This is a genomic window from Pseudomonas sp. LBUM1647, from assembly GCF_059716175.1.
The window spans coordinates 5,952,948-5,973,690 of the sequence record NZ_CP166809.1 but is presented as its reverse complement, the minus strand read 5'-3'; the positions used below and the strand labels follow the sequence as shown (position 1 = coordinate 5,973,690).

Below are 20,743 nucleotides of genomic sequence, written 5' to 3'. Positions count from 1 at the left end.
GCTTCAGGCCTTCACTTCTTCCACCGGCACATGCATGCGGTCGCGGTTAGCCAGGGTCGGGAACAGCTTGATCCACGCCCCGGTCACCACCAATGTGCCAATACCGCCCATGACCACCGCCGGCACGGTGCCGAACCAGTGGGCGGTCAAGCCGGATTCAAACTCGCCCAACTGGTTCGAAGCGCCAATGAACAAACCGTTCACGGCACTGACCCGGCCGCGCATTTCATCCGGGGTTTCCAGTTGCACGAAGGAGGCGCGGATCACCATGCTGATCATGTCCGCCGCGCCCAACACCACCAACACCGCCAGGGAAAACCAGAACGAGGTTGACAGGCCGAACGCAATGGTCGCGACGCCGAATACACCCACTGCGGTAAACATGACCCGTCCGACTTTGCGTTCCACGGCAAATCTCGCCAGGTACAGCGACATCAGCAGCGCACCGACTGCCGGCGCTGAACGCAGCAGGCCCAGGCCCCAAGGGCCGGTCAGCAGGATGTCCTTGGCGAACACCGGCAGCAACGCCGTCGCGCCACCAAGCAGGACGGCAAACAGATCCAGAGAAATCGCCCCGAGAATGTCCGGACGACTGCGAATGAAGCGGATGCCCGCCAGCAGCGAATCCAGGGTTGCCTTGCCCTTGTTCAGCGGTGTCTGCCGTGCAGGCAGGTTGAGCATCAGCATGCAGGCGATGATGTAGAGGATCACCGTCGGGCCATAGACCCAGACGCTGCCGAAGGCGTAAAGCAACCCACCGAGGGCCGGGGCAACGATCGTCGCCGATTGCTGTGCGGATTGGGCGGCGGCGACGGCACGGGGGAACAGTGCGCTGGGCACGATGCTCGGCAACAGGGCCTGAGTGGTCGGCATTTCGAAGGAGCGGGCGGCACCCAGCAGGAACGCGAGGATGAAGATCATCTCCCGGGTGACATTGTCGGTCGCGCTACCGATGGCCAGCGACAGGGCGATCAACGCTTGCAGGGACTGACAGATTGCCGCGACCTTGCGCCGGTCATAGCGGTCCGCGACATGCCCGGTGTGCAGCATGAACAGCACTCGCGGGGCGAATTCCACCAGACCGACCAGGCCCAGGTCGAGCACATTACCGGTCAGTTGGTAGAGGTTCCAGCCAATGGCTACCGTGAGCATCTGGAAACCGCTGGCGGTAAACACCCGAGCCAGCCAGAACGCGATAAATGGGCGGTGATGACGTAACAGCAAGGGCGCTTGGCTGGGCATCTGAGGGCAGGTCTTGAGCGAGGGAAGGGTCGAGATTATCACCAAGCTGTAACCAAAAGTTGCAGGGGCAGGAAATTTCGTTAGCTAGACACCGATCACGAATTTATTGCTGGTCCCTGTGGCGAGGGGGCTTGTCGGAACGCCGCATCGCCCCGTTGGGCTGCGAAGCGGCCCTAGACCCGGCCAACTCATTTCTTCCAACCATAGCGCAGTAACCGGATTTACGACTGCTTCGCAGCCGGACGGGGGCAAGCCCCCTCGCCACAGGGGATCGCAGAGGCCGGAATGTCCAGTGAGGCAACCTGTCACGCGGCAAAAGACCACACCGTCCATCGTCAAAAATGGGACTACTCTTTTAACGTTGCTTGATCCAGATCAAGACCGCTCGTGGAATTGATCCGGCGGCCAGATGGCCAGACTCCCTACGTTGTGATGTTTGTAAAAAAAGAACGAATTCAAATTCGCCACACTCCATATCCGTGGGGGCAGTGGGTGTAGGCCACAAGCCTTCAGCCGGTATTACCTGACAGAGGAAGACTTATGTTCGGTTTGGAGGCACTTGATCTCGCCCGGATGCAGTTCGCGTTCACCATTTCGTTTCACATTCTATTTCCCGCCATCACCATTGGCCTGGCGAGTTACCTGGCGGTGCTCGAAGGCTTGTGGCTGAAAACCCATAACGACACGTACCGCGATCTGTACCACTTCTGGTCGAAGATCTTTGCGGTCAACTTCGGCATGGGCGTGGTCTCCGGGCTGGTCATGGCCTATCAGTTCGGCACCAACTGGAGCCGCTTCTCGGATTTCGCCGGCTCCGTGACCGGGCCACTGCTGACGTACGAAGTACTCACCGCTTTCTTCCTCGAAGCCGGTTTCCTCGGTGTCATGCTGTTCGGCTGGAACAAGGTCGGGCGCAATCTTCACTTCTTCGCCACGGTCATGGTCGCCATCGGCACGTTGATTTCGACCTTCTGGATTCTCGCCTCCAACAGCTGGATGCAAACACCGCAGGGCTATGAAATCGTCAATGGCCAGGTGATTCCGGTGGACTGGCTGGCGGTGATTTTCAATCCGTCGTTCCCTTACCGTCTGTTACACATGTCGACGGCGGCGTTTGTCGCGACTGCTTTCTTCGTCGGCTCCTCGGCGGCCTGGCATTTGCTGCGCGGCAAGGACAACCCGGCGATCCGCACCATGCTCTCGATGGCCATGTGGATGGCCTTGATCGTGGCGCCGATTCAGGCGGTCATCGGTGACTTCCACGGGCTGAATACGCTTGAGCATCAGCCAGCGAAAATCGCCGCGATCGAAGGTCACTGGGAAAACCATGGCGATGAGCCGACCCCGCTGATCCTGTTCGGCTGGCCGGACATGAAAGAAGAGCGGACCAAATTCGCGGTAGAGATCCCGTATCTGGGCAGCCTGATCCTCACGCACTCGCTGGACAAACAGGTCCCGGCGCTCAAGGAATTCCCGCCTGAAGACCGGCCGAATTCGACCATCGTGTTCTGGTCGTTCCGGATCATGGTGGGTCTGGGCATGCTGATGATCTTCACCGGTTTGTGGAGCCTGTGGCTGCGTAAACGCGACAAGCTCTACACCTCGCGGCCGTTCCTGTACCTGGCGTTGTGGATGGGGCCGTCTGGCCTGATCGCGATCCTTGCCGGTTGGTTCACCACTGAAATCGGCCGTCAGCCGTGGGTGGTCTACGGCCTGATGCGCACGGCAGACGCGTCCTCCAATCACAGCTTCATGCAGATGAGCATCACGTTGATCATGTTCGTCGTGGTCTATTTCGCGCTGTTCGGTGCCGGTCTGGGCTACATGATGCGCCTGGTGCGCAAAGGGCCGAAGATCGACGAAGGCAAGGAAACCAACGAGGGTGGTCCCGGCCAGAAACGCACGCCGGCCCGTCCGCTGTCCGCCGCCGATGACAACGGTGACAGCGACCACAGCCCCAGCCTGACCAAGGAGATTTGACTCATGGGTATTGATCTTCCGCTGATCTGGGCCGTGATCATCATCTTCGGCATCATGATGTACGTGGTCATGGACGGTTTCGATTTGGGGATCGGGATTCTCTTCCCGTTCATTCCGGGCAAGACCGATCGTGACGTGATGATGAACACCGTCGCGCCGGTCTGGGACGGTAACGAAACCTGGCTGGTACTGGGTGGCGCCGCGTTGTTCGGGGCCTTCCCGCTGGCCTATTCGGTGGTGCTCTCGGCGTTGTACCTGCCGCTGATTTTTATGCTGATCGGGCTGATCTTCCGCGGCGTGGCCTTCGAGTTCCGCTTCAAGGCCAGGGACGACAAGCGCCATCTCTGGGACAAGGCGTTCATCGGTGGCTCGGTCGCCGCCACCTTTTTCCAGGGCGTGGCGTTGGGTGCGTTCATTGATGGGTTGCCGGTGGTCAATCGCCAATTTGCCGGAGGCTCACTGGACTGGTTGACGCCGTTCACCCTGTTCTGCGGCTTGGCGCTGGTAGTGGCTTATGCGCTGCTCGGTTGCACCTGGCTGATCATGAAAACTGAAGGCAAGTTGCAGGAGCAGATGCATGACCTGGCTCGACCGCTGGCTTTCGTGGTGTTGGCAGTGATCGGTATCGTCAGCATCTGGACCCCGCTGGCCCACGCCGAGATTGCTGCTCGCTGGTTCACCCTGCCAAACCTGTTCTGGTTCCTGCCGGTGCCGATTCTGGTGCTGGTGACCATGTACGGTCTGATCCGCGCGGTGGCTCGCAATGCGAACTACACGCCATTCCTGCTGACGTTGGTGCTGATCTTCCTCGGCTACAGCGGTTTGGGCATCAGCCTGTGGCCGAACATCGTGCCGCCGTCGATCTCGATCTGGGACGCTGCCGCACCGCCGCAAAGCCAGGGCTTCATGCTGGTGGGCACGTTGTTCATCATCCCGTTCATCCTGGGTTACACCTTCTGGAGCTACTACGTGTTCCGCGGCAAGGTCACCCACGAAGATGGCTATCACTAGAACGCGCGACAGTGGCGCAGGGCTGATACCTGTGCCATTTCTTCAGAGGAGATTGCGATGATGGCGGGTAAACATTCCTTGCAGGAAATCGAAGCAGCAGAGAAAAAGCCGCTCTGGCAGCGGCTCGGCTGGTTGGCGATGATCTGGACTGGCAGCGTGATGGCGCTGTTCATCGTGGCCAGCCTGATGCGCATGTTCATGAATGCCGCGGGCCTGACGACCCACTGATTTTTTGACACCTGATCCCATCCCGTTGCCTTGCGGCACGGATTACAACCCTCCTGTGATGGAGGGTTTTTTTTGGATTATTTCCGGGCTTTAAGGATCACGAATTTAGGTGTGGCCGCCACTTGCTCGACGCCGCGGAACAACCGCGCGAGCTTGCTGTGATAACCCAGATGCCGGTTGCCGACGATGTACAACGCGCCACCGACGACCAGAGCCTCTCGGGCCTGCTGGAACATGCGCCAGGCCAGGAAGTCGCCGACGACTTGTTGTTGGTGAAACGGAGGGTTGCACAGAACCACGTCCAGAGACTGAGGTTCCTGACCCGCCAAACCATCGCCGGCACGTACAACCACTTCCCGGTCACCCAGCGCCGCGCGCCAGTTTTCGCCTGCCGATTGCACGGCCATGAACGACTCGTCCACGAGCGTGTAGTGGGCCTCGGGGTTTTGCAGTGCGCTGGCGATGGCCAAAACCCCGTTGCCACATCCCAAGTCGGCAACCCGCGCTGAGCCGAGGTTCTTTGGCAGGTGCGGCAAAAACGCTCGCGTGCCGATGTCCAGGCCTTCGCGGCAGAACACATTGGCGTGATTCAGCAGTTCGATCTCAGGGGCGTCGAGTCGATAACGGGTCGGGTAGGGGGACACGACGGGTGCTTTGACCTCAGCGGTCGCGATCAATAGCCGAGCCTTCTTCACCGCCAACGAGGCTTGCACCGGGCCGATGTAGCGTTCCAGCAGATCGCCCGCGGCTCGGGGCAAATGCTTGATCATCGCGGCGGCAATCACCTGAGCCCCCGGCGCCAGTTGACCCTGCAAGCGAATCAGTTGTTCTTCCAGCAAGGCGAGGGTTTTCGGGACCCGGATCAGTACCCGGTCAAAGGGGCCTGAAATGGGGTCGCTGGCAGGTACGCTTGGCACCGCATCAAATGCCTGGCCGTTACGGATCAGATTTTTTTCCAGTCCCTGAAAGGCCAGGAACGAGTCACCGCTGCTGGTCACTTGAACCTTGCCCGCCAGGCTGGCGGCCAATGCGCCAAAGCTGTCGTTGAGCACCAAAACCCGAGTGTCGGCCGAGGGCTGTTGGTCAGCCAGATGGGTGAGCAGGTATTCGTCTGCGGCATCAAACGCCTGCAGCGGTTCGTTCTGCTGTTCGGGCTGGCGGATCAGATCGAGTCGGGCAAAGGGTGTTTCGAGCAAGGGCATGAGGCGGGGCTCTGGGTAATCAACAGGGGTCATCAACTGGTGTCCCGCGGCCCAGGGGCGTTGTAGCGGGCGAGACCGTCCGAGTGTACTGCGTCGTGAAGGTTCACACGTCATCACTCAAGAAGGACCGCAAATGGTACGTTTTTTTCTTTTGGATTACTTGCAGGTTTTTTGGGTCAGCGTATCGCGCTGCTGTTGAGAATACCGTCCTTGGTTGCGGCGATGACTGCCGAAATCTTGTTATTGACCCCGAGTTTCAGAATGGCGCTTTGCACATGGAAATTGACCGTGCGTGCGCTGAGATTGAGGATTCTGGCACTCTCATAAGCAGTTTTGCCATCAGCCGCCAGTTTCAATACATCGATCTCGCGGGGGGACAAATGCGGCACAGGTGGCTTGGTCGATTTCCTGGGCAGTGTCTGTGCGATCAACGCATGCAGGTGGCGCCCGATGAACACTGAAAAACCGAGATTTTCATACAGCTCAAACGCAGTGATCGGGCAATGGCTTCTGGCCAGGCTCAGAATGCTGCAAACACCACTGTCCTCGTCATGGACCGATTGCGACCAGCCGTGCTGCAATCCTTGTTTCTCAAGCGCGTCCCACAAGCACGGGGTCTTGGAAAAAAGTTCTTCGCTCCAAAGGACAGGCAATCTGGAATGATTGCAGTGAGCCACTACTGGGTCTATTGCGCTGAAATTTTTTTGTTCATATTCAATGTTCCAGTCCGTAGGGTAGTTGTTGAGCTGGACTGTATTAAAGTGGTCAGTTTTTGTTGGGTATGTTGTTGAAAAGGCGAAAAATTTAAAACCTATATTTTTCGCGAAACCCAGTGAAATCCGGTAGGCAATATCAATCTCCGTTGCCCGCGATAATTGATTGAGCTGTGATTCCTTCCACCTCTCCATTGTGTCTCTCCAGGTGTGATGTTACTTGTGGGTGCCTTTTTGGATCCAATATCTGGCACGAGCCGAGTGTAGGATGTTTCCTATGTCCGTGTGAGAATTTTTGGCTTTGTTTGCGATTTTTAAGCAAGTATCTGGTTCTAACGTTAGGGAGTATTGGCGTAGATAAAGAAATGTCGGGCTTACTATAATCAGACTTGGATTTGTGTGTTAACTGGGTGGTTAATGTTCAGTTGTACTATGAAATTAATGTGAATGAGTCCCTGGCTAAAGCCACTACAAATCACCGGTGTTTAAGCCCTTCGCTTTGCGGGACACTGTGGCTATCTGTTGAATGGAGCACCCCATGACCGCCAGTGCAGAAAAATTCACTCGCCAGACCTTGCTCGGCGTCCAGTCGCTGACCCCCAGTCTGTTCACCTTGCGGACCACCCGGGATCCGGGTTTTCGTTTTCGTGCAGGGCAATTCGCCCGGCTGGGCGTTACCAAGGCTGACGGCAGCACCGTATGGCGGGCCTATTCCATGGTGTCGTCGCCCTATGACGAATTCCTCGAATTCTTTTCCATTGTGGTGCCAGGGGGGGAGTTCACCAGTGAGCTGAGTCGGCTGGGTGTCGGCGATACGCTACTGGTCGAGCGTCAGGCCTTTGGTTACCTGACGCTGGATCGCTTTGTCGATGGCCGGGATCTCTGGTTGTTATCCACAGGCACCGGCCTGGCGCCGTTTCTGTCGATCCTGCAGGACTTCGAGGTCTGGGAGAAATTCGAACGAATCATCCTCGTCTACAGTGTGCGCGAAGCCCGGGAACTGGCTTATCAGGACCTCGTCAGCGGGTTGGCCCAGCTCGACTATCTAGCGGCGTTTGCGCACAAGCTGCAGTTCATCACCACGGTCACCCGCGAGCAGCATCATGGCGCGCTGAGTGGCCGGATCACTGCGCTAATCGAAAATGGCGAGCTGGAGCGGGCGGCAGGCCTGGCGCTGACGGCCGAGCACTCAAGGGTCATGCTCTGCGGCAACCCGCAGATGATTGATGACACGCGCAAATTGCTCAAACAGCGCCACATGCACTTGAGCCTCAGTCGCCGACCCGGGCAAGTGGCGGTGGAAAACTACTGGTAAAAAAACGGCGCCTCAAGGGCGCCGTCGCTTGATTTACTGACCTGTTGAGGGCCGGTTGTTCTGAGCCTTGAGCAGATCGCGGATCTCTTCCAGCAACTCTTCTTCCTTGGTCGGAACCGGCGGCAGCGTTGGCGCAACGGCCTCTTCGCGTTTCAGGCGGTTGATGGCTTTGACGCCCATGAAGATCGCGAAGGCGACGATGATGAAGTCGATCAGGCTCTGGATGAATTTGCCGTACGCCAGCACTACCGCCGGGATATCGCCGTTGGCTGCTTTGAGCGTGACGGCCAGGTCACTGAAGTCCACCCCTCCGATCAGCAGGCCAATGGGTGGCATCACCACGTCGCCGACAAACGATGAAACGATCTTGCCGAAGGCTGCGCCGATGATGATACCGACGGCCATGTCGACCACGTTACCTTTGACCGCGAAGGCCTTGAACTCACTTATCACGCCCATAGGTTATTTCCTTGTTACAGCTGAGGTTGGTGAACGCAGTGTAAATCAGCAGAACGGGTCTTGCTCGAAACACCTTCTTACATGCTCGTTGTTATCGACACATTTGCCGGTCATTAGTTTACAAAGTGCCATCAGTCGCGCGCGAAATACGCGTTAATCAGCTGATTTTCCACATAAAAATCTAAATCATCGCGTTACGTTCTTTCTATTTATGTTCTGCGGATTCGACCTCTAGCCTCTGATAAGCGCACTTGGATTGCGCCTTAAAAACAGAGGAACCTGAAATGAATTCGACCATTGGCCTCGGGGCTTTTCCCCATCGGCGCACCCTTGGCGTTTTGACCGCCAGTCTGCTGTCCTTCTCCGTCAACGCTGCGACCCTGACCCGCGATAACGGTGCCGCGGTGGGCGACAACCAGAACTCGCAAACCGCCGGCGCAACCGGCCCGGTGTTGCTGCAAGACGTGCAATTGATCCAGAAGCTCCAGCGCTTTGACCGTGAACGTATTCCTGAACGAGTAGTGCATGCCCGCGGTACTGGCGCCCATGGCACCTTCAGCGTGACTGACGATCTCAGCGATCTGACCAAGGCCAAGGTATTTGCCGCGGGCCAGAACACTCCGGTGTTCGTACGCTTTTCGGCGGTGGTCCACGGCAACCATTCGCCTGAAACCCTGCGTGACCCTCGCGGTTTTGCCACCAAGTTCTACACCGCGGATGGCAATTGGGACCTGGTCGGCAACAATTTCCCGACTTTCTTCATCCGTGACGCCATCAAGTTTCCGGACATGGTCCATGCCTTCAAGCCTGACCCGCGTACCAACCTCGACGATGACGCCCGTCGTTTCGATTTCTTCTCGCATGTTCCGGAAGCGACTCGCACCCTGACCGAGTTGTACTCTAACGCCGGTACACCGGTCAGTTATCGGGAAATGGATGGTAACGGTGTTCACGCCTATAAGTTAATTAACACCAAGGGTGAAGTTCACTATGTGAAGTTTCACTGGAAAAGTTTGCAAGGGATTAATAATCTCGATCCGAAAGCGGTGACCAAGGTTCAAGGTAAAGACTATAGTCATATGACTAATGACTTGGTTGCACACATCAACAAAGGCGATTTTCCGAAGTGGGACTTGTACGTTCAGGTTTTAAATCCTCAAGACTTGTACAAGTTTGATTTCGATCCTTTGGATGCAACCAAGATTTGGCCCGGTGTTCCAGAGCGAAAAGTTGGACAAATGGTCTTGAACCGTAATCCTGCGAATGTCTTCCAGGAAACGGAACAAGTTGCCATGGCGCCGGCCAATCTTGTTCCCGGTATCGAACCTTCGGAAGACCGATTGTTGCAGGGTCGAGTGTTCTCTTATGCCGATACGCAACTGTATCGCCTGGGGGCCAATGCGATGCAGTTGCCGATCAATGCTCCAAAGATTGCGGTAAACAACGGCAATCAGGACGGCGCAATGAATAGCGGCCACAGCAGCACTGGGGTGAATTACCAGCCAAGCCGTTTACTGCCTCGTGAAGAACTGCAAACCGCGCGCTACAGCCAATCGGCCCTGTCGGGCAGCACGCAGCAGGCGAAGATTCAGCGTGAGCAGAATTTCAAGCAGGCCGGCGATCTGTATCGCTCCTTCAGCAAGAAAGAACGCAAGGATCTGATCGAGAGCTTCGGTGGTTCGCTGGTCACCACCGATGATGAGAGCAAACACATCATGCTGTCCTTCCTCTTTAAGGCCGACCCGGAATATGGGGCCGGGGTGACCAAGGTTGCCAAGGGGGATCTGAGCCGGGTTAAGGCACTGGCGGCCAAACTAGTCGACTGATTTTTCAGCCTGAAGCGGGGCCTCTTGCGAGGTCCCGTCTGGCCAAGGAGCCTTGTCATGCGTTTCTATCTGTTTGTTTTTCTGGCGTGTCTGCCGTTCGGCGTGTTCGCCGGGCCGGGCATGGACGTCACGAAAGATCCTGCTGCGCTGAAGGCCCAATTGCAGGACTACTACTTCGACGCTGCACGTCGTGGCGATGTGCCGATGCTCGAGACCTTCATTGAGGCTGGTTACTCCCTCGATACACGCGATAACAAGGGATACACCGCACTGATTCTGGCGGCTTATCACGGGCAGAGTGCGGCAGTGGACCGATTGCTTGCTGCCGGGGCCGACGCTTGTGCTCAGGACCTGCGTGGCAACACGGCGTTGATGGGCGCGATTTTCAAGGGCGAAGTAGAGGTTGCTCGAACCTTGTTGGCGGCCAATTGCAGCCCCGATCAGCGCAACGGTGCGGGGCAGACTGCAGCGATGTACGCCGGATTGTTCAAGCGCGTCGAATTACTCGACGCGCTCAAAGCCAAGGGGGCGGACCTTAATGCCGAGGATCCGCTGGGCAACAGCGCCGCGCGTCTGGCCAGCGGTGAAATCCGCAATGCGGCGCCGCGCTGATCCGCTCCAGCTGAGCTATCATCGCGGTTTTTGCCGGGAGTTCAGATGGCCAAGGCCAAGCGCATGTACGGCTGCACCGAGTGCGGCTCAACCTTCCCCAAGTGGGCTGGCCAGTGCGGTGAGTGCGGGGCCTGGAACACCCTGACCGAAACCATGGTGGAGAGCGGTGGTGCCGCAGCTCCCAGCGGTCGCACCGGCTGGACCGGTCAACAGGCACAGATCAGGACCCTGGCCGAAGTCAGCGTCGAAGAGATTCCGCGCTTTTCCACAGCGTCCAGCGAGCTCGATCGGGTGTTGGGTGGCGGTCTGGTGGATGGTTCGGTGGTGCTGATCGGCGGTGATCCGGGCATCGGCAAATCGACCATTCTGCTGCAAACCTTGTGCAACCTCGCCAAAGTCATGCCGGCACTGTACGTCACCGGCGAAGAATCCCAGCAGCAAGTGGCCATGCGCGCCCGCCGTCTCGGCTTGCCTCAGGATCAACTGCGGGTGATGACCGAAACCTGCATCGAAACCATCATCGCCACCGCGCGGCAGGAAAAACCCAAGGTGATGGTGATCGACTCGATTCAGACGATCTTCACCGAGCAACTGCAATCGGCACCGGGCGGCGTATCCCAGGTCAGGGAAAGCGCGGCGTTGCTGGTGCGCTATGCGAAGCAGAGCGGCACGGCCATCTTCCTGGTCGGTCACGTGACGAAAGAAGGTGCATTGGCGGGACCGCGGGTGCTGGAGCACATGGTCGACACGGTTCTGTATTTCGAAGGCGAATCCGATGGGCGGCTGCGTTTGCTGCGGGCGGTGAAGAACCGTTTCGGCGCCGTCAACGAACTGGGCGTGTTCGGTATGACCGACAAGGGGCTGAAAGAAGTCTCCAACCCTTCGGCGATTTTTCTCACCCGTGCGCAGGAAGAAGTGCCGGGCAGTGTGGTCATGGCGACGTGGGAAGGGACGCGGCCGATGCTGGTGGAAGTCCAGGCGCTGGTGGACGACAGTCACCTGGCCAATCCACGTCGGGTAACGCTGGGGCTGGACCAGAATCGACTGGCGATGTTGCTGGCGGTGCTGCACCGTCACGGCGGCATTCCGACCCACGATCAGGATGTGTTTCTCAACGTGGTTGGCGGGGTGAAGGTGCTGGAAACGGCCTCCGATCTGGCGCTGATGGCGGCGGTCATGTCCAGTTTGCGCAACCGGCCACTGCCCCATGATCTGCTGGTGTTCGGCGAAGTCGGGCTTTCCGGCGAAGTACGCCCGGTGCCGAGCGGCCAGGAACGCTTGAAAGAAGCCGCCAAGCACGGCTTCAAACGCGCCATCGTGCCCAAGGGCAATGCGCCTAAAGAAGCGCCGCCGGGGTTGCAGATTATTGCCGTGACCCGTCTGGAACAGGCGCTCGACGCCCTGTTCGAATAACCTTCCAGGTAGAACACAACCCCCTGTGGGAGCGAGCCTGCTCGCGATAGCGGACTATCAGTCAACATCATCGTTGAATGCTAAACCGCTATCGCGAGCAGGCTCGCTCCCACATTGGATTAGTGTTGGTCTTTAGATTTCGATCAGCGCGCCCAATTCGCGCTCCAGTTCCTCAGGATCGCCCAAGTTGAATTCGATCAACCTCCGCAGGCGTTCAATCGATTCCAGGCTGATGTGTTTGCAGACGAACCCGAGCTGACCATGATCATCGTGGGTCAACATCACATCCATCTTGATCTCGACGTCTTCGGTAAGATGAATATCCACCAGGAAATGCCAGTCCCGATTCCCCAGCCACGGTTCGGGCTTTTCGATCAACAGTCCCTTCAGTGACAGGTCAATCAACTTCACCGGCCAGATGAATTCCCCCTGACTCAGCTCGGTTCGGGCATCGAACGCAATACGTTTGAAGCGGCGGCGATCGGCAGGGTGTTCGCTCATGGCGTAATCCTCGTAAATGTTCGCTGACTATAGACCCGCATTGTCAAAGGCTGCCAGCAAGTGATGGCTCAACCCATGTCGGGGGATGGCCTTTGCGGCCGTTAGCGCTAAACTCGTGATGGCTGTCTTTCTTGTCCACCCTGGCTGGAATCATAAAATGAAAAATAATAATAGCCTGCTACGCCACTTACCCTGGCTGCTGCTGGCAATCCTGGGAGCGTGCGCCCTAGGTGTAGTGGCATTGCGCCGAGGCGAGGCGATCAACGCCTTGTGGATTGTGGTCGCCGCCGTGGCCATCTATCTGGTTGCGTATCGTTACTACAGTCTGTTCATCGCTAACAACGTGATGCAACTCGACCCGCGACGGGCCACCCCCGCCGTGCTCAACAATGACGGTCTGGACTACGTCCCGACCAACAAACACATCCTCTTCGGTCACCACTTCGCGGCCATCGCTGGCGCGGGGCCGCTGGTCGGCCCGGTCCTGGCGGCGCAGATGGGTTACCTGCCCGGTACGCTGTGGCTGATTGCCGGTGTGGTGCTGGCGGGTGCGGTTCAGGACTTCATGGTCCTGTTCATGTCCACCCGCCGCAACGGCCGTTCCCTGGGCGACATGGTCCGTGAAGAAATGGGCCGCATCCCCGGGACCATCGCGCTGTTTGGCTGCTTCCTGATCATGATCATCATCCTCGCGGTGCTGGCGCTGATCGTCGTGAAAGCTCTGGCCGAAAGCCCGTGGGGCATTTTCACGGTGATGGCGACCATCCCGATCGCGATGTTCATGGGCATTTACATGCGCTACATCCGTCCGGGCCGCATCGGTGAAATCTCCGTGGTCGGCGTATTGCTACTGCTGGGGTCGATCTGGTTGGGCGGGCAGATTGCCGCCGATCCCGTCTGGGCCAAGGCATTCAGCTTCACCGGCGTGCAGATTACCTGGATGCTGGTCGGTTACGGTTTCGTGGCCGCCTCGTTACCGGTTTGGCTGATCCTGGCGCCGCGTGACTACCTGTCGACCTTCCTGAAAATCGGCACCATCGTGGCCCTGGCGATCGGCATCCTGATCACCATGCCAGAGCTGAAAATGCCGGCACTCACCCAGTTCGTCGACGGCACGGGCCCGGTGTGGAAGGGCGGTCTGTTCCCGTTCCTGTTCATTACCATCGCCTGTGGCGCGGTCTCGGGTTTCCACGCGCTGATCTCGTCCGGCACCACGCCGAAACTGCTGGATAACGAGGTCAACGCCCGTTACATCGGTTACGGCGCCATGCTGATGGAATCCTTCGTCGCCATCATGGCGATGGTGGCGGCTTCGGTGATCGAGCCAGGCGTGTATTTCGCCATGAACAGCCCGGCGGCAGTCGTCGGCGGTGACGTGGTGGCCGTGGCACAAACCGTCAGCAGCTGGGGCTTTGCAATCACCCCGGAAGCCCTGCAAGCGGTGGCCAAGGACATCGGTGAAACCACCATCCTGGCCCGTGCTGGCGGTGCACCGACCCTGGCGGTTGGTATCGCGCAGATCCTGCACAGTGTCCTGCCGGGTGAAAACACCATGGCGTTCTGGTACCACTTCGCGATTCTGTTCGAAGCGCTGTTCATCCTGACGGCTGTGGACGCCGGTACCCGTGCCGGCCGTTTCATGCTGCAGGACTTGCTCGGTTCCTTCGTGCCGGCGCTGAAACGCACCGAATCCTGGACCGCTAACCTGATCGCAACCGCAGGTTGTGTGGCGATGTGGGGTTGGTTGCTGTACCAGGGCGTGATCGATCCGCTGGGTGGCATCAACACCTTGTGGCCGTTGTTCGGTATCTCCAACCAGATGCTGGCCGGTATCGCGCTGATGCTCGGCACCGTTGTACTGATCAAAATGAAACGCCAACGCTACGTTTGGGTGACCATGCTACCAGCGGTATGGCTGCTGATCTGCACCACCACCGCCGGTTTCATCAAGCTGTTCGACGCCAACCCGGCGATCGGCTTCCTGTCGCTGGCCAAGAAGTACAGCGATGCGCTGGCCAACGGTCAGATCCTCGCGCCGGCTAAGGACATTACGCAGATGCAGCACGTGATCTTCAACGCCTACACCAACGCAACGCTGACAGCGCTGTTCCTGTTCGTGGTATTCAGTATCCTGTTCTATGCGCTCAAGGTCGGTATTTCCGCTTGGGGCAGCAAGGAACGTACGGATAAAGAAGCGCCATTCCAGGCTCTGCCGGATGCGTAATCGAGGATTGCAGCATGTTCAATGACCTGAGTCGCCTCGGTAAATACCTCGGTCAGGCCGCGCGCCTGATGGTCGGGATGCCCGACTACGACAATTACGTCGAGCATATGCAAACCAAACACCCGGACAAACCGGTGATGACCTACGAAATGTTCTTCCGGGAACGCCAAGAGGCTCGTTACGGTGGCAAGGGTGGGCCGAAGTGCTGTTGATGCAACAGTCGGCTTGATGCAATCCCTGTGGGAGCGGGCTTGCTCGCGAAAGCGATCTGTCATTCAACATTAATGTCGACTGACACACCGCTTTCGCGAGCAAGCCCGCTCCCACATTTGTTTTTGTGTTGAATTCTCATTTTGTGAAACAGGAGATTCCAGTTGTCCTCTCCCATCCCGGTAACGATCCTCAGTGGCTTTCTCGGCGCGGGAAAAACCACGCTGTTGCGCTACCTGCTCAAAGCCGAACACGGCCTGAAAATCGCCGTGATCGAGAACGAATTCAGCGACGCCGGTATCGACACCCAACTGTTGGGCGACGAACCGGTGCAAGTGATGACGCTGTCCAACGGCTGCGTCTGCTGCACCATCCACACCGATCTGACCAAGGCTTTGTACTTGCTGCTCGAACGCCTGGACAGCGGCGAAATCGCCTTCGACCGTCTGGTGATCGAATGCACCGGCCTGGCCGACCCGGCACCTGTGGCCCAAACCTTTTTCATCGATGAAGAGCTGCGCGAGCGCTACATCCTCGACGGCATCATTACCCTGGTCGATGCGGCGCACGCTGACACTCATCTGACTCAAACCATCGCCCAGGCGCAAATCGGCTTCGCCGACCGCTTACTGGTGAGCAAGCGCGATCTGGTGGACGAGGCGACCTTTACCGCGCTGAGCGAGCGCCTGACCCGGATCAACCGTCGCGCACCGATCCGCGTGGTCGAGCACGGGAAGATCGATCTGGCGGAATTGCTCGACGTGCGCGGCTTCAATCTCAATGCCGACCTGGGTGGCGGCGTCAGCCTGCGCCCAGTGAGCAAAGCGCCGTCCATCGACCGCATTTCCAGCCTGGTGCTGCGCACCGACAAGCCGCTGGATATCGACAAACTCAGCGAGTTCATGAACGAACTGCTGGAAGATCATGGCAAGCAATTGCTGCGCTACAAAGGTGTGTTGAACATCCTTGGCGAGCCGCGACGCATGGTGTTTCAGGGCGTGTTGAAGCTGTACGGATTCGATTGGGACACGGAGTGGGCGGACGATGAAACGCGCGAAAGCGTGATCGTATTCATTGCCGATGATTTACCGGAAGAGAAAATCCGTGAGGGGTTTGCGCGGGTGGCCGCAATCTGAAGCATTGTCGGCGTCTGCTATGGCCCCATCGCGAGCAAGCTCGCTCCCACATTTGATCTGTGTCGGTTACAAGAAAATGGTCATACAGGTATTCAATGTGGGAGCGAGCTTGCTCGCGATGGCGATCTAACCGGCAACTCGATTTTGACGAAGAACCGGTCTAGCGTTCAGCAAAGTCGTTTCCAGATGATCAAGATGCCGGTTCAGCGAAGCCACTGCCATCTCGGCATCCCCACGCTCAACCGCATCCAGAATCCCCTCATGCGCCTGCCACACGCAATAACCCTCGACCTGCGCATCAAACTGCGCAATCACCAGTGAAGTAAGCGGCACCAGACTGCCAAGAAAATGCGCCAACGGTGCGTTTCCAGCCATTTCGGCTAGTTGCAGGTGAAACTCCCCGGACAACCGAATCGCCGGGCCACGCTGATCGCGTTCCAGACACCGGCGCTCACTATCGATCAAGTCGCGCAGACGATTCAGGTCTTGCGGGCGAGGCTGCTGACAGGCCAGCCGTACCAGCGTGAGCTCGGTCAGTCGCCGGGCGTGAAGCGTCTGGCGAGTCTGCTCGACGTCTGGCGCGGCGACCCGGGGACGATGATGGGTGCGAAGGATGATGATCTGCTGATGAGACAGGCGCGTCAGTACCTGGCGGATGCTGCTGCGGCTCACCCCGAACATGTCCCCCAGGCTTTCTTCGGTGAAGCGACTGCCGGGGACGATGCGCTGTTCGAGAATGGCATCGAATATCCGTGAGTAGAGATCATCCGCCGACGGCTTCCCGGTGTTCGTGCGGGGGAAGCGCAGGGCAGTGAGGGTTTGCGGTGAGGCGAAGCTGTTCATGGCTTGTCTCCAGTTCGAAGCGGACTCAACTGACGAGGTTGTCGTCCGGAATATTCAATTCGATGCCCATCCGCTGGCCTTCCCGAAGGATGTGCCGACGCATTTCGGCGCTGGCCTGGGCGCTGTTTTTACTGCGAATAGCGCGTACCACGGCTTCGTTCTCCTCAAGGCGCTCAGCCAAATGCTCCGGGGAGTTGCGCAGCACGTCGGCGCTTTGCTTGAGGGCGTTGCTGGTCTGTTGCACCACACTCTGGAAGATCGGGTTGGAGGTCAGCGTGAACAGCTCTTCGTGGAACGCGATGTAGGCGTTCACGCCGGCTTCGCTGTCGTTGGCTTCCAGCGCTTCGCGCATGTCCATCAGGGTCAGGCGCAGTTGCCCGACTTCCTTGCTGCTGATCGACTGCGCCACCAGACCGACAATGAACGGCTCGAGGGTGTAGCGCAGTTGCAGCACGTCTTCCAGGCTTGCACCGGCGACCGCGCTGTCGTGGCGTTGGCTGTCGCTGAGATTGGCCTCCAGCACCACCACGCCTTTCCCCGGCATTGAACGCACCAGCCCAAGGGTTTCCAGCACGATGACGGCTTCACGCAGGCTCGGGCGGCTGATGCCCAGTTGTTCGGCCAGCTCACGCTGCCCCGGCAGCATCTCTCCGGAGCGCCACTGGCCACGGGCCAAAGCGGCCCGAAGTTTCTCTACGACTGAATTGACGACGGTTGACGAGGTAATCACTGTTCGCTCCATGAGCATCCAAAACGATTGATGACCGTGCCTGCCCGTGGGCAGGCACGGCGATTATTCAGAATTCCTGCTGATGCGCCGGGCCGACAGGCTTTCTCGGCTGGAAGGTATAACCCACCTGGCCAGAAAGTACTTTGTTCGCCCGTTGAATATCGATGTCCTTTTCCCAGCGCGCGATGGCCACGGTAGCGACGCAGTTGCCGATCAGGTTGGTCAGCGCCCGGCCGATGCCCATGAACCAGTCCACTGCCAACACCAGCACCAGGCCAACCACCGGAATCGCCGGGATCGCCGTCAGTGTCGCCGCGAGAATCACCAGCGCCGAGCCGGGAATACCGTGGGCACCTTTGGAGGTGATCAACGACACCAGCAGGATGGTCAGCAGGTCGGTCATGGCCAGCGGCGTGCCGGTGGCATTGGCGATGAATACGATGGCGAGGGTCAGGTAGATCGAGAAACCGTCCAGGTTGAACGAGTAACCGGTAGGAATGACCAGCCCGACCGTCGAACTGCCGATGCCCAGATGCTCAAGCTTGCGCATGATTTGTGGCAGCACGGCGTCGGAAGAAGCGGTGCCCATGACGATCAGCAGTTCTTCGCGCAGGTACTTGAGCAACGGCCACATCCGCAGGCCGGACAGGCGCATCACCAGGCCGAGAATCAGCGACACAAACGCCACGCAGGTCAGGTAAAACAGGCCGACCAGGCTGCCCAGGTGTTGCAACGAGTCCAGGCCATATTTGCTGGTGGTGAAAGCGATGGCGCCGAACACGCCGATCGGCGCCAGACGCACGATCATGCCCATGATGCGGAAGATCACGTGGCTCAGCTCATTGATCAGCCGGGAAATACCCGACGCTGCTTCGCCCACCAGGTTCAGCGCACTGCCGAACAGCACCGAAAACAGCAGGACTTGCAGAATGTTGTTCTCCGCGAAGGCGCCGATTACCGAGGTCGGGATCAGGTTCATCAGGAACTGGGAGGTGGTTTGCATGTGCTGGCCGCGCTGGGCGATGTCGCCCATGTCGGCAGCGGAAAGCTGATCCAGATGAATGTTCGCGCCGCTGCCGATGCCGGTAGTGAAGGCGAACACCAGACCGATTACCAGGGCGATGGTGGTCAGGATTTCGAAGTAGATCACCGATTTCAGGCCGATGCGTCCGACCTTCTTCAGGTCGCCGGCACCGCTGATGCCGCTGACCACTACGCAGAACACGATCAGACCGATGAGCATCTTGATCAGTTTGATGAAGCCATCGCCGAGCGGTTTGAGCTGGGCGGAGTATTCAGGGAGGGTCAGCCCACAGACGATGCCGAGCACCAGTCCGAGAACCACTTGAAGGAAGATTGAACGCGAGCACCATCTGAGCATGGGAGGAATCCTGGTCGGTGTCCTGGCTGCCGTGCGCTTCGCGCATCAGATTCAGGACTTAATTATTGTGGTCTTACCGGTATGTCCAGTGCAGGCGCAGTCTAGGCTCGGTTTTTTCGGGATTACAAGGGAAAATAGCAAAATTGGCATGACCGGTCTGACCGGTGGTGCCAATTTATTGAAAATCAAAAGATCGCAGCCTTCGGCAGCTCCTACAGGGAAACGCATTCCAATGTAGGAGCCGCCGAAGGCTGCGATCTTTTGACCTTTCTAACAGGCGAAAAAAAAACCGGCCATCACTGGCCGGTTTTTTCATTGCTGCGGTTCTGCGGGCTGATTAGGCGCCGTATACCGGCAGCTTCTTGCAGATGGCCTTGACCTTCTCACGAACGGCGTCGATCACCGCTTCGTTGTTCAGGTCCGCCAGGATGTCGCAGATCCAGCCGGCCAGCTCTTTGCACTCTGCTTCCTTGAAGCCACGAGTGGTCACAGCCGGAGTACCGAAGCGCAGACCGGAGGTGACGAACGGGGAGCGTGGATCGTTTGGCACGGAGTTCTTGTTCACGGTGATGAACGCTTTGCCCAGAGCGGCGTCAGCGTCTTTACCGGAGATTTCCTGCTTGATCAGCGACAGCAGGAACAGGTGGTTTTCAGTACCGCCCGATACCACGTCAAAACCGCGCTCGATGAACACGCCGGCCATGGCCTTGGCGTTCTTCACCACTTGTTGCTGGTAGGTCTTGAACTCAGGTTGCAGCGCTTCCTTGAAGCAGATCGCTTTAGCGGCGATCACGTGCTCCAGCGGGCCACCCTGGGCGCCCGGGAATACTGCGGAGTTCAGTTTCTTCTCGATGTCGGCGTTGGCGCGAGCCAGGATCAGACCGCCACGTGGACCGCGCAGGGTCTTGTGCGTGGTGGTGGTCACGACGTCAGCGAAAGGCACCGGGTTCGGGTAGACGCCAGCGGCGACCAGACCGGCCACGTGGGCCATGTCGACGAACAGGTAGGCGCCAACCTTGTCAGCGATTTCGCGGAAACGCGAGAAGTCGAGGATCTGCGAGTAGGCAGAGAAACCGGCCACGATCATTTTCGGCTTGTGCTCAACCGCCAGACGCTCGACTTCGTCGTAGTCGATCAGGCCATTGCCGTCGATACCGTACTGAACGGCGTTGTACAGCTTGCCGGAGGAGGAAACGCTGGCACCGTGGGTCAGGTGACCACCGTGCGCCAGGCTCATGCCCAGGATGGTGTCGCCCGCTTGCAGCAGAGCCAGGTAAACGGCGCTGTTGGCTTGCGAACCGGCGTGTGGCTGAACGTTGGCGTAATCAGCGCCGAACAGTTCTTTTGCACGGTCGATGGCCAGTTGCTCGACCACGTCGACGAACTCGCAACCACCGTAGTAGCGCTTGCCCGGGTAGCCTTCGGCGTACTTGTTGGTCAGTACCGAGCCTTGAGCTTCCATGACCGCAGGGCTGGTGTAGTTTTCCGAAGCGATCAGCTCAATGTGCTCTTCCTGGCGCTGAGCTTCTTGCTCCATGGCGGCAAAGAGATCGGCGTCGTACTTGGCAATAGTCAAATCACGGCTGAACATGGCGGTCCTCAAGGATCGGGGCAGAAAAGGGGGGCATTCTAACCCAATGGGTTTTAGATGGCATATGAAAGGACATCATGTCGCAGACAAGTGGGCTTCATGACGGGATCAGCGGTGATCGTGCCG

General features: G+C 58.3%; 19 protein-coding genes. 10 read left to right on the top strand and 9 right to left on the bottom strand.

The window, feature by feature from the left end:
- Positions 1-3: 3 nt before the first annotated feature.
- The gene (locus tag ACA059_RS27585) at positions 4-1,242 is read right to left on the bottom strand and encodes an MFS transporter (RefSeq protein ID WP_497631684.1); all 1,239 of its coding nucleotides are present in this window, start codon (positions 1,240-1,242) and stop codon (positions 4-6) included.
- A 540-nt stretch (positions 1,243-1,782) separates the two neighbouring features.
- Between ACA059_RS27585 and ACA059_RS27580 the strand changes: the two genes are divergently transcribed.
- From ACA059_RS27580 to ACA059_RS27570, 3 genes are read left to right on the top strand one after another with little or no spacing between them, the layout of a single operon-like run.
- Positions 1,783-3,222: a cytochrome ubiquinol oxidase subunit I gene (locus ACA059_RS27580; RefSeq protein ID WP_497631683.1), complete on the top strand. Its 1,440-nt coding sequence runs from the start codon at positions 1,783-1,785 to the stop codon at positions 3,220-3,222.
- Between the two features lie 3 nt (positions 3,223-3,225).
- Positions 3,226-4,233, top strand: a complete 1,008-nt coding sequence (cydB, locus tag ACA059_RS27575; RefSeq protein WP_283181758.1) for a cytochrome d ubiquinol oxidase subunit II — start codon at positions 3,226-3,228, stop codon at positions 4,231-4,233.
- 60 nt (positions 4,234-4,293) lie between these two features.
- Positions 4,294-4,461 carry a DUF2474 domain-containing protein gene (locus tag ACA059_RS27570; protein WP_497634741.1) on the top strand — a complete coding sequence of 56 codons (168 nt, stop codon included), beginning with the start codon at positions 4,294-4,296 and terminating at the stop codon, positions 4,459-4,461.
- A gap of 77 nt (positions 4,462-4,538) precedes the next feature.
- On the opposite strand, the gene ACA059_RS27565 is transcribed toward ACA059_RS27570, so the two are convergent.
- Complete coding sequence (locus ACA059_RS27565; RefSeq protein WP_497631682.1) at positions 4,539-5,663, bottom strand: methyltransferase; 1,125 nt, start codon at positions 5,661-5,663, stop codon at positions 4,539-4,541.
- Between the two features lie 176 nt (positions 5,664-5,839).
- Positions 5,840-6,571, bottom strand: a complete 732-nt coding sequence (locus ACA059_RS27560) for a helix-turn-helix transcriptional regulator (RefSeq protein WP_497631681.1) — start codon at positions 6,569-6,571, stop codon at positions 5,840-5,842.
- 343 nt (positions 6,572-6,914) lie between these two features.
- Between ACA059_RS27560 and ACA059_RS27555 the strand changes: the two genes are divergently transcribed.
- Positions 6,915-7,691 carry a ferredoxin--NADP reductase gene (locus ACA059_RS27555; RefSeq protein ID WP_497631680.1) on the top strand — a complete coding sequence of 259 codons (777 nt, stop codon included), beginning with the start codon at positions 6,915-6,917 and terminating at the stop codon, positions 7,689-7,691.
- A gap of 33 nt (positions 7,692-7,724) precedes the next feature.
- On the opposite strand, the gene mscL is transcribed toward ACA059_RS27555, so the two are convergent.
- A complete protein-coding gene (gene mscL / locus ACA059_RS27550; protein ID WP_282480227.1) occupies positions 7,725-8,150 on the bottom strand; it encodes a large-conductance mechanosensitive channel protein MscL in 426 nt (141 codons plus the stop codon).
- Between the two features lie 284 nt (positions 8,151-8,434).
- On the opposite strand from mscL, the gene katB reads away from it, so the two are divergent.
- The 3 genes from katB to radA are packed head-to-tail and all read left to right on the top strand — an operon-like array spanning position 8,435 to position 12,001.
- Complete coding sequence (katB, locus tag ACA059_RS27545; protein WP_497631679.1) at positions 8,435-9,976, top strand: catalase KatB; 1,542 nt, start codon at positions 8,435-8,437, stop codon at positions 9,974-9,976.
- A 57-nt stretch (positions 9,977-10,033) separates the two neighbouring features.
- Positions 10,034-10,588 (top strand): ankyrin repeat domain-containing protein, encoded by a 555-nt coding sequence (locus ACA059_RS27540; RefSeq protein WP_497631678.1) that lies wholly within the window; start codon positions 10,034-10,036, stop codon positions 10,586-10,588.
- Between the two features lie 45 nt (positions 10,589-10,633).
- Positions 10,634-12,001 carry a DNA repair protein RadA gene (gene radA / locus ACA059_RS27535; protein ID WP_033054257.1) on the top strand — a complete coding sequence of 456 codons (1,368 nt, stop codon included), beginning with the start codon at positions 10,634-10,636 and terminating at the stop codon, positions 11,999-12,001.
- Positions 12,002-12,133: 132 nt separating this feature from the next.
- Here the strand turns inward: radA and ACA059_RS27530 are convergent, their stop codons facing one another.
- Complete coding sequence (locus tag ACA059_RS27530; RefSeq protein ID WP_497631676.1) at positions 12,134-12,502, bottom strand: PilZ domain-containing protein; 369 nt, start codon at positions 12,500-12,502, stop codon at positions 12,134-12,136.
- A gap of 157 nt (positions 12,503-12,659) precedes the next feature.
- Between ACA059_RS27530 and ACA059_RS27525 the strand changes: the two genes are divergently transcribed.
- From ACA059_RS27525 to yjiA, 3 genes are all read left to right on the top strand, one after another.
- Complete coding sequence (locus ACA059_RS27525) at positions 12,660-14,726, top strand: carbon starvation CstA family protein (protein WP_497631675.1); 2,067 nt, start codon at positions 12,660-12,662, stop codon at positions 14,724-14,726.
- A 14-nt stretch (positions 14,727-14,740) separates the two neighbouring features.
- Positions 14,741-14,938, top strand: coding sequence for a YbdD/YjiX family protein (locus tag ACA059_RS27520; RefSeq protein ID WP_008154232.1), 198 nt, complete (start codon positions 14,741-14,743; stop codon positions 14,936-14,938).
- 162 nt (positions 14,939-15,100) lie between these two features.
- Positions 15,101-16,072, top strand: a complete 972-nt coding sequence (gene yjiA, locus ACA059_RS27515; RefSeq protein ID WP_497631674.1) for a GTPase — start codon at positions 15,101-15,103, stop codon at positions 16,070-16,072.
- 126 nt (positions 16,073-16,198) lie between these two features.
- Here yjiA and ACA059_RS27510 read toward each other — a convergent pair whose 3' ends face one another.
- From ACA059_RS27510 to glyA, 4 genes are all read right to left on the bottom strand, one after another.
- The gene (locus tag ACA059_RS27510) at positions 16,199-16,915 is read right to left on the bottom strand and encodes a GntR family transcriptional regulator (RefSeq protein ID WP_497631673.1); all 717 of its coding nucleotides are present in this window, start codon (positions 16,913-16,915) and stop codon (positions 16,199-16,201) included.
- Positions 16,916-16,940: 25 nt separating this feature from the next.
- Positions 16,941-17,645 carry a FadR/GntR family transcriptional regulator gene (locus ACA059_RS27505; protein WP_149628153.1) on the bottom strand — a complete coding sequence of 235 codons (705 nt, stop codon included), beginning with the start codon at positions 17,643-17,645 and terminating at the stop codon, positions 16,941-16,943.
- Positions 17,646-17,712: 67 nt separating this feature from the next.
- Positions 17,713-19,026, bottom strand: coding sequence for a C4-dicarboxylate transporter DctA (locus ACA059_RS27500; RefSeq protein ID WP_150658213.1), 1,314 nt, complete (start codon positions 19,024-19,026; stop codon positions 17,713-17,715).
- 337 nt (positions 19,027-19,363) lie between these two features.
- Positions 19,364-20,617 (bottom strand): serine hydroxymethyltransferase, encoded by a 1,254-nt coding sequence (glyA, locus tag ACA059_RS27495; protein WP_497631672.1) that lies wholly within the window; start codon positions 20,615-20,617, stop codon positions 19,364-19,366.
- Positions 20,618-20,743: the final 126 nt, after the last annotated feature.

What these genes read in the sequence shown, in the direction of transcription:
- ACA059_RS27585 (WP_497631684.1), bottom strand. Translation starts at nt 1,242, where the DNA reads ATGCCCAGCCAAGCGCCCTTGCTGTTACGTCATCACCGCCCATTTATC.
- ACA059_RS27580 (WP_497631683.1), top strand. Translation starts at nt 1,783, where the DNA reads ATGTTCGGTTTGGAGGCACTTGATCTCGCCCGGATGCAGTTCGCGTTC.
- cydB (WP_283181758.1), top strand. Translation starts at nt 3,226, where the DNA reads ATGGGTATTGATCTTCCGCTGATCTGGGCCGTGATCATCATCTTCGGC.
- ACA059_RS27570 (WP_497634741.1), top strand. Translation starts at nt 4,294, where the DNA reads ATGGCGGGTAAACATTCCTTGCAGGAAATCGAAGCAGCAGAGAAAAAG.
- ACA059_RS27565 (WP_497631682.1), bottom strand. Translation starts at nt 5,663, where the DNA reads ATGCCCTTGCTCGAAACACCCTTTGCCCGACTCGATCTGATCCGCCAG.
- ACA059_RS27560 (WP_497631681.1), bottom strand. Translation starts at nt 6,571, where the DNA reads ATGGAGAGGTGGAAGGAATCACAGCTCAATCAATTATCGCGGGCAACG.
- ACA059_RS27555 (WP_497631680.1), top strand. Translation starts at nt 6,915, where the DNA reads ATGACCGCCAGTGCAGAAAAATTCACTCGCCAGACCTTGCTCGGCGTC.
- mscL (WP_282480227.1), bottom strand. Translation starts at nt 8,150, where the DNA reads ATGGGCGTGATAAGTGAGTTCAAGGCCTTCGCGGTCAAAGGTAACGTG.
- katB (WP_497631679.1), top strand. Translation starts at nt 8,435, where the DNA reads ATGAATTCGACCATTGGCCTCGGGGCTTTTCCCCATCGGCGCACCCTT.
- ACA059_RS27540 (WP_497631678.1), top strand. Translation starts at nt 10,034, where the DNA reads ATGCGTTTCTATCTGTTTGTTTTTCTGGCGTGTCTGCCGTTCGGCGTG.
- radA (WP_033054257.1), top strand. Translation starts at nt 10,634, where the DNA reads ATGGCCAAGGCCAAGCGCATGTACGGCTGCACCGAGTGCGGCTCAACC.
- ACA059_RS27530 (WP_497631676.1), bottom strand. Translation starts at nt 12,502, where the DNA reads ATGAGCGAACACCCTGCCGATCGCCGCCGCTTCAAACGTATTGCGTTC.
- ACA059_RS27525 (WP_497631675.1), top strand. Translation starts at nt 12,660, where the DNA reads ATGAAAAATAATAATAGCCTGCTACGCCACTTACCCTGGCTGCTGCTG.
- ACA059_RS27520 (WP_008154232.1), top strand. Translation starts at nt 14,741, where the DNA reads ATGTTCAATGACCTGAGTCGCCTCGGTAAATACCTCGGTCAGGCCGCG.
- ACA059_RS27510 (WP_497631673.1), bottom strand. Translation starts at nt 16,915, where the DNA reads ATGAACAGCTTCGCCTCACCGCAAACCCTCACTGCCCTGCGCTTCCCC.
- ACA059_RS27500 (WP_150658213.1), bottom strand. Translation starts at nt 19,026, where the DNA reads ATGCTCAGATGGTGCTCGCGTTCAATCTTCCTTCAAGTGGTTCTCGGA.
- glyA (WP_497631672.1), bottom strand. Translation starts at nt 20,617, where the DNA reads ATGTTCAGCCGTGATTTGACTATTGCCAAGTACGACGCCGATCTCTTT.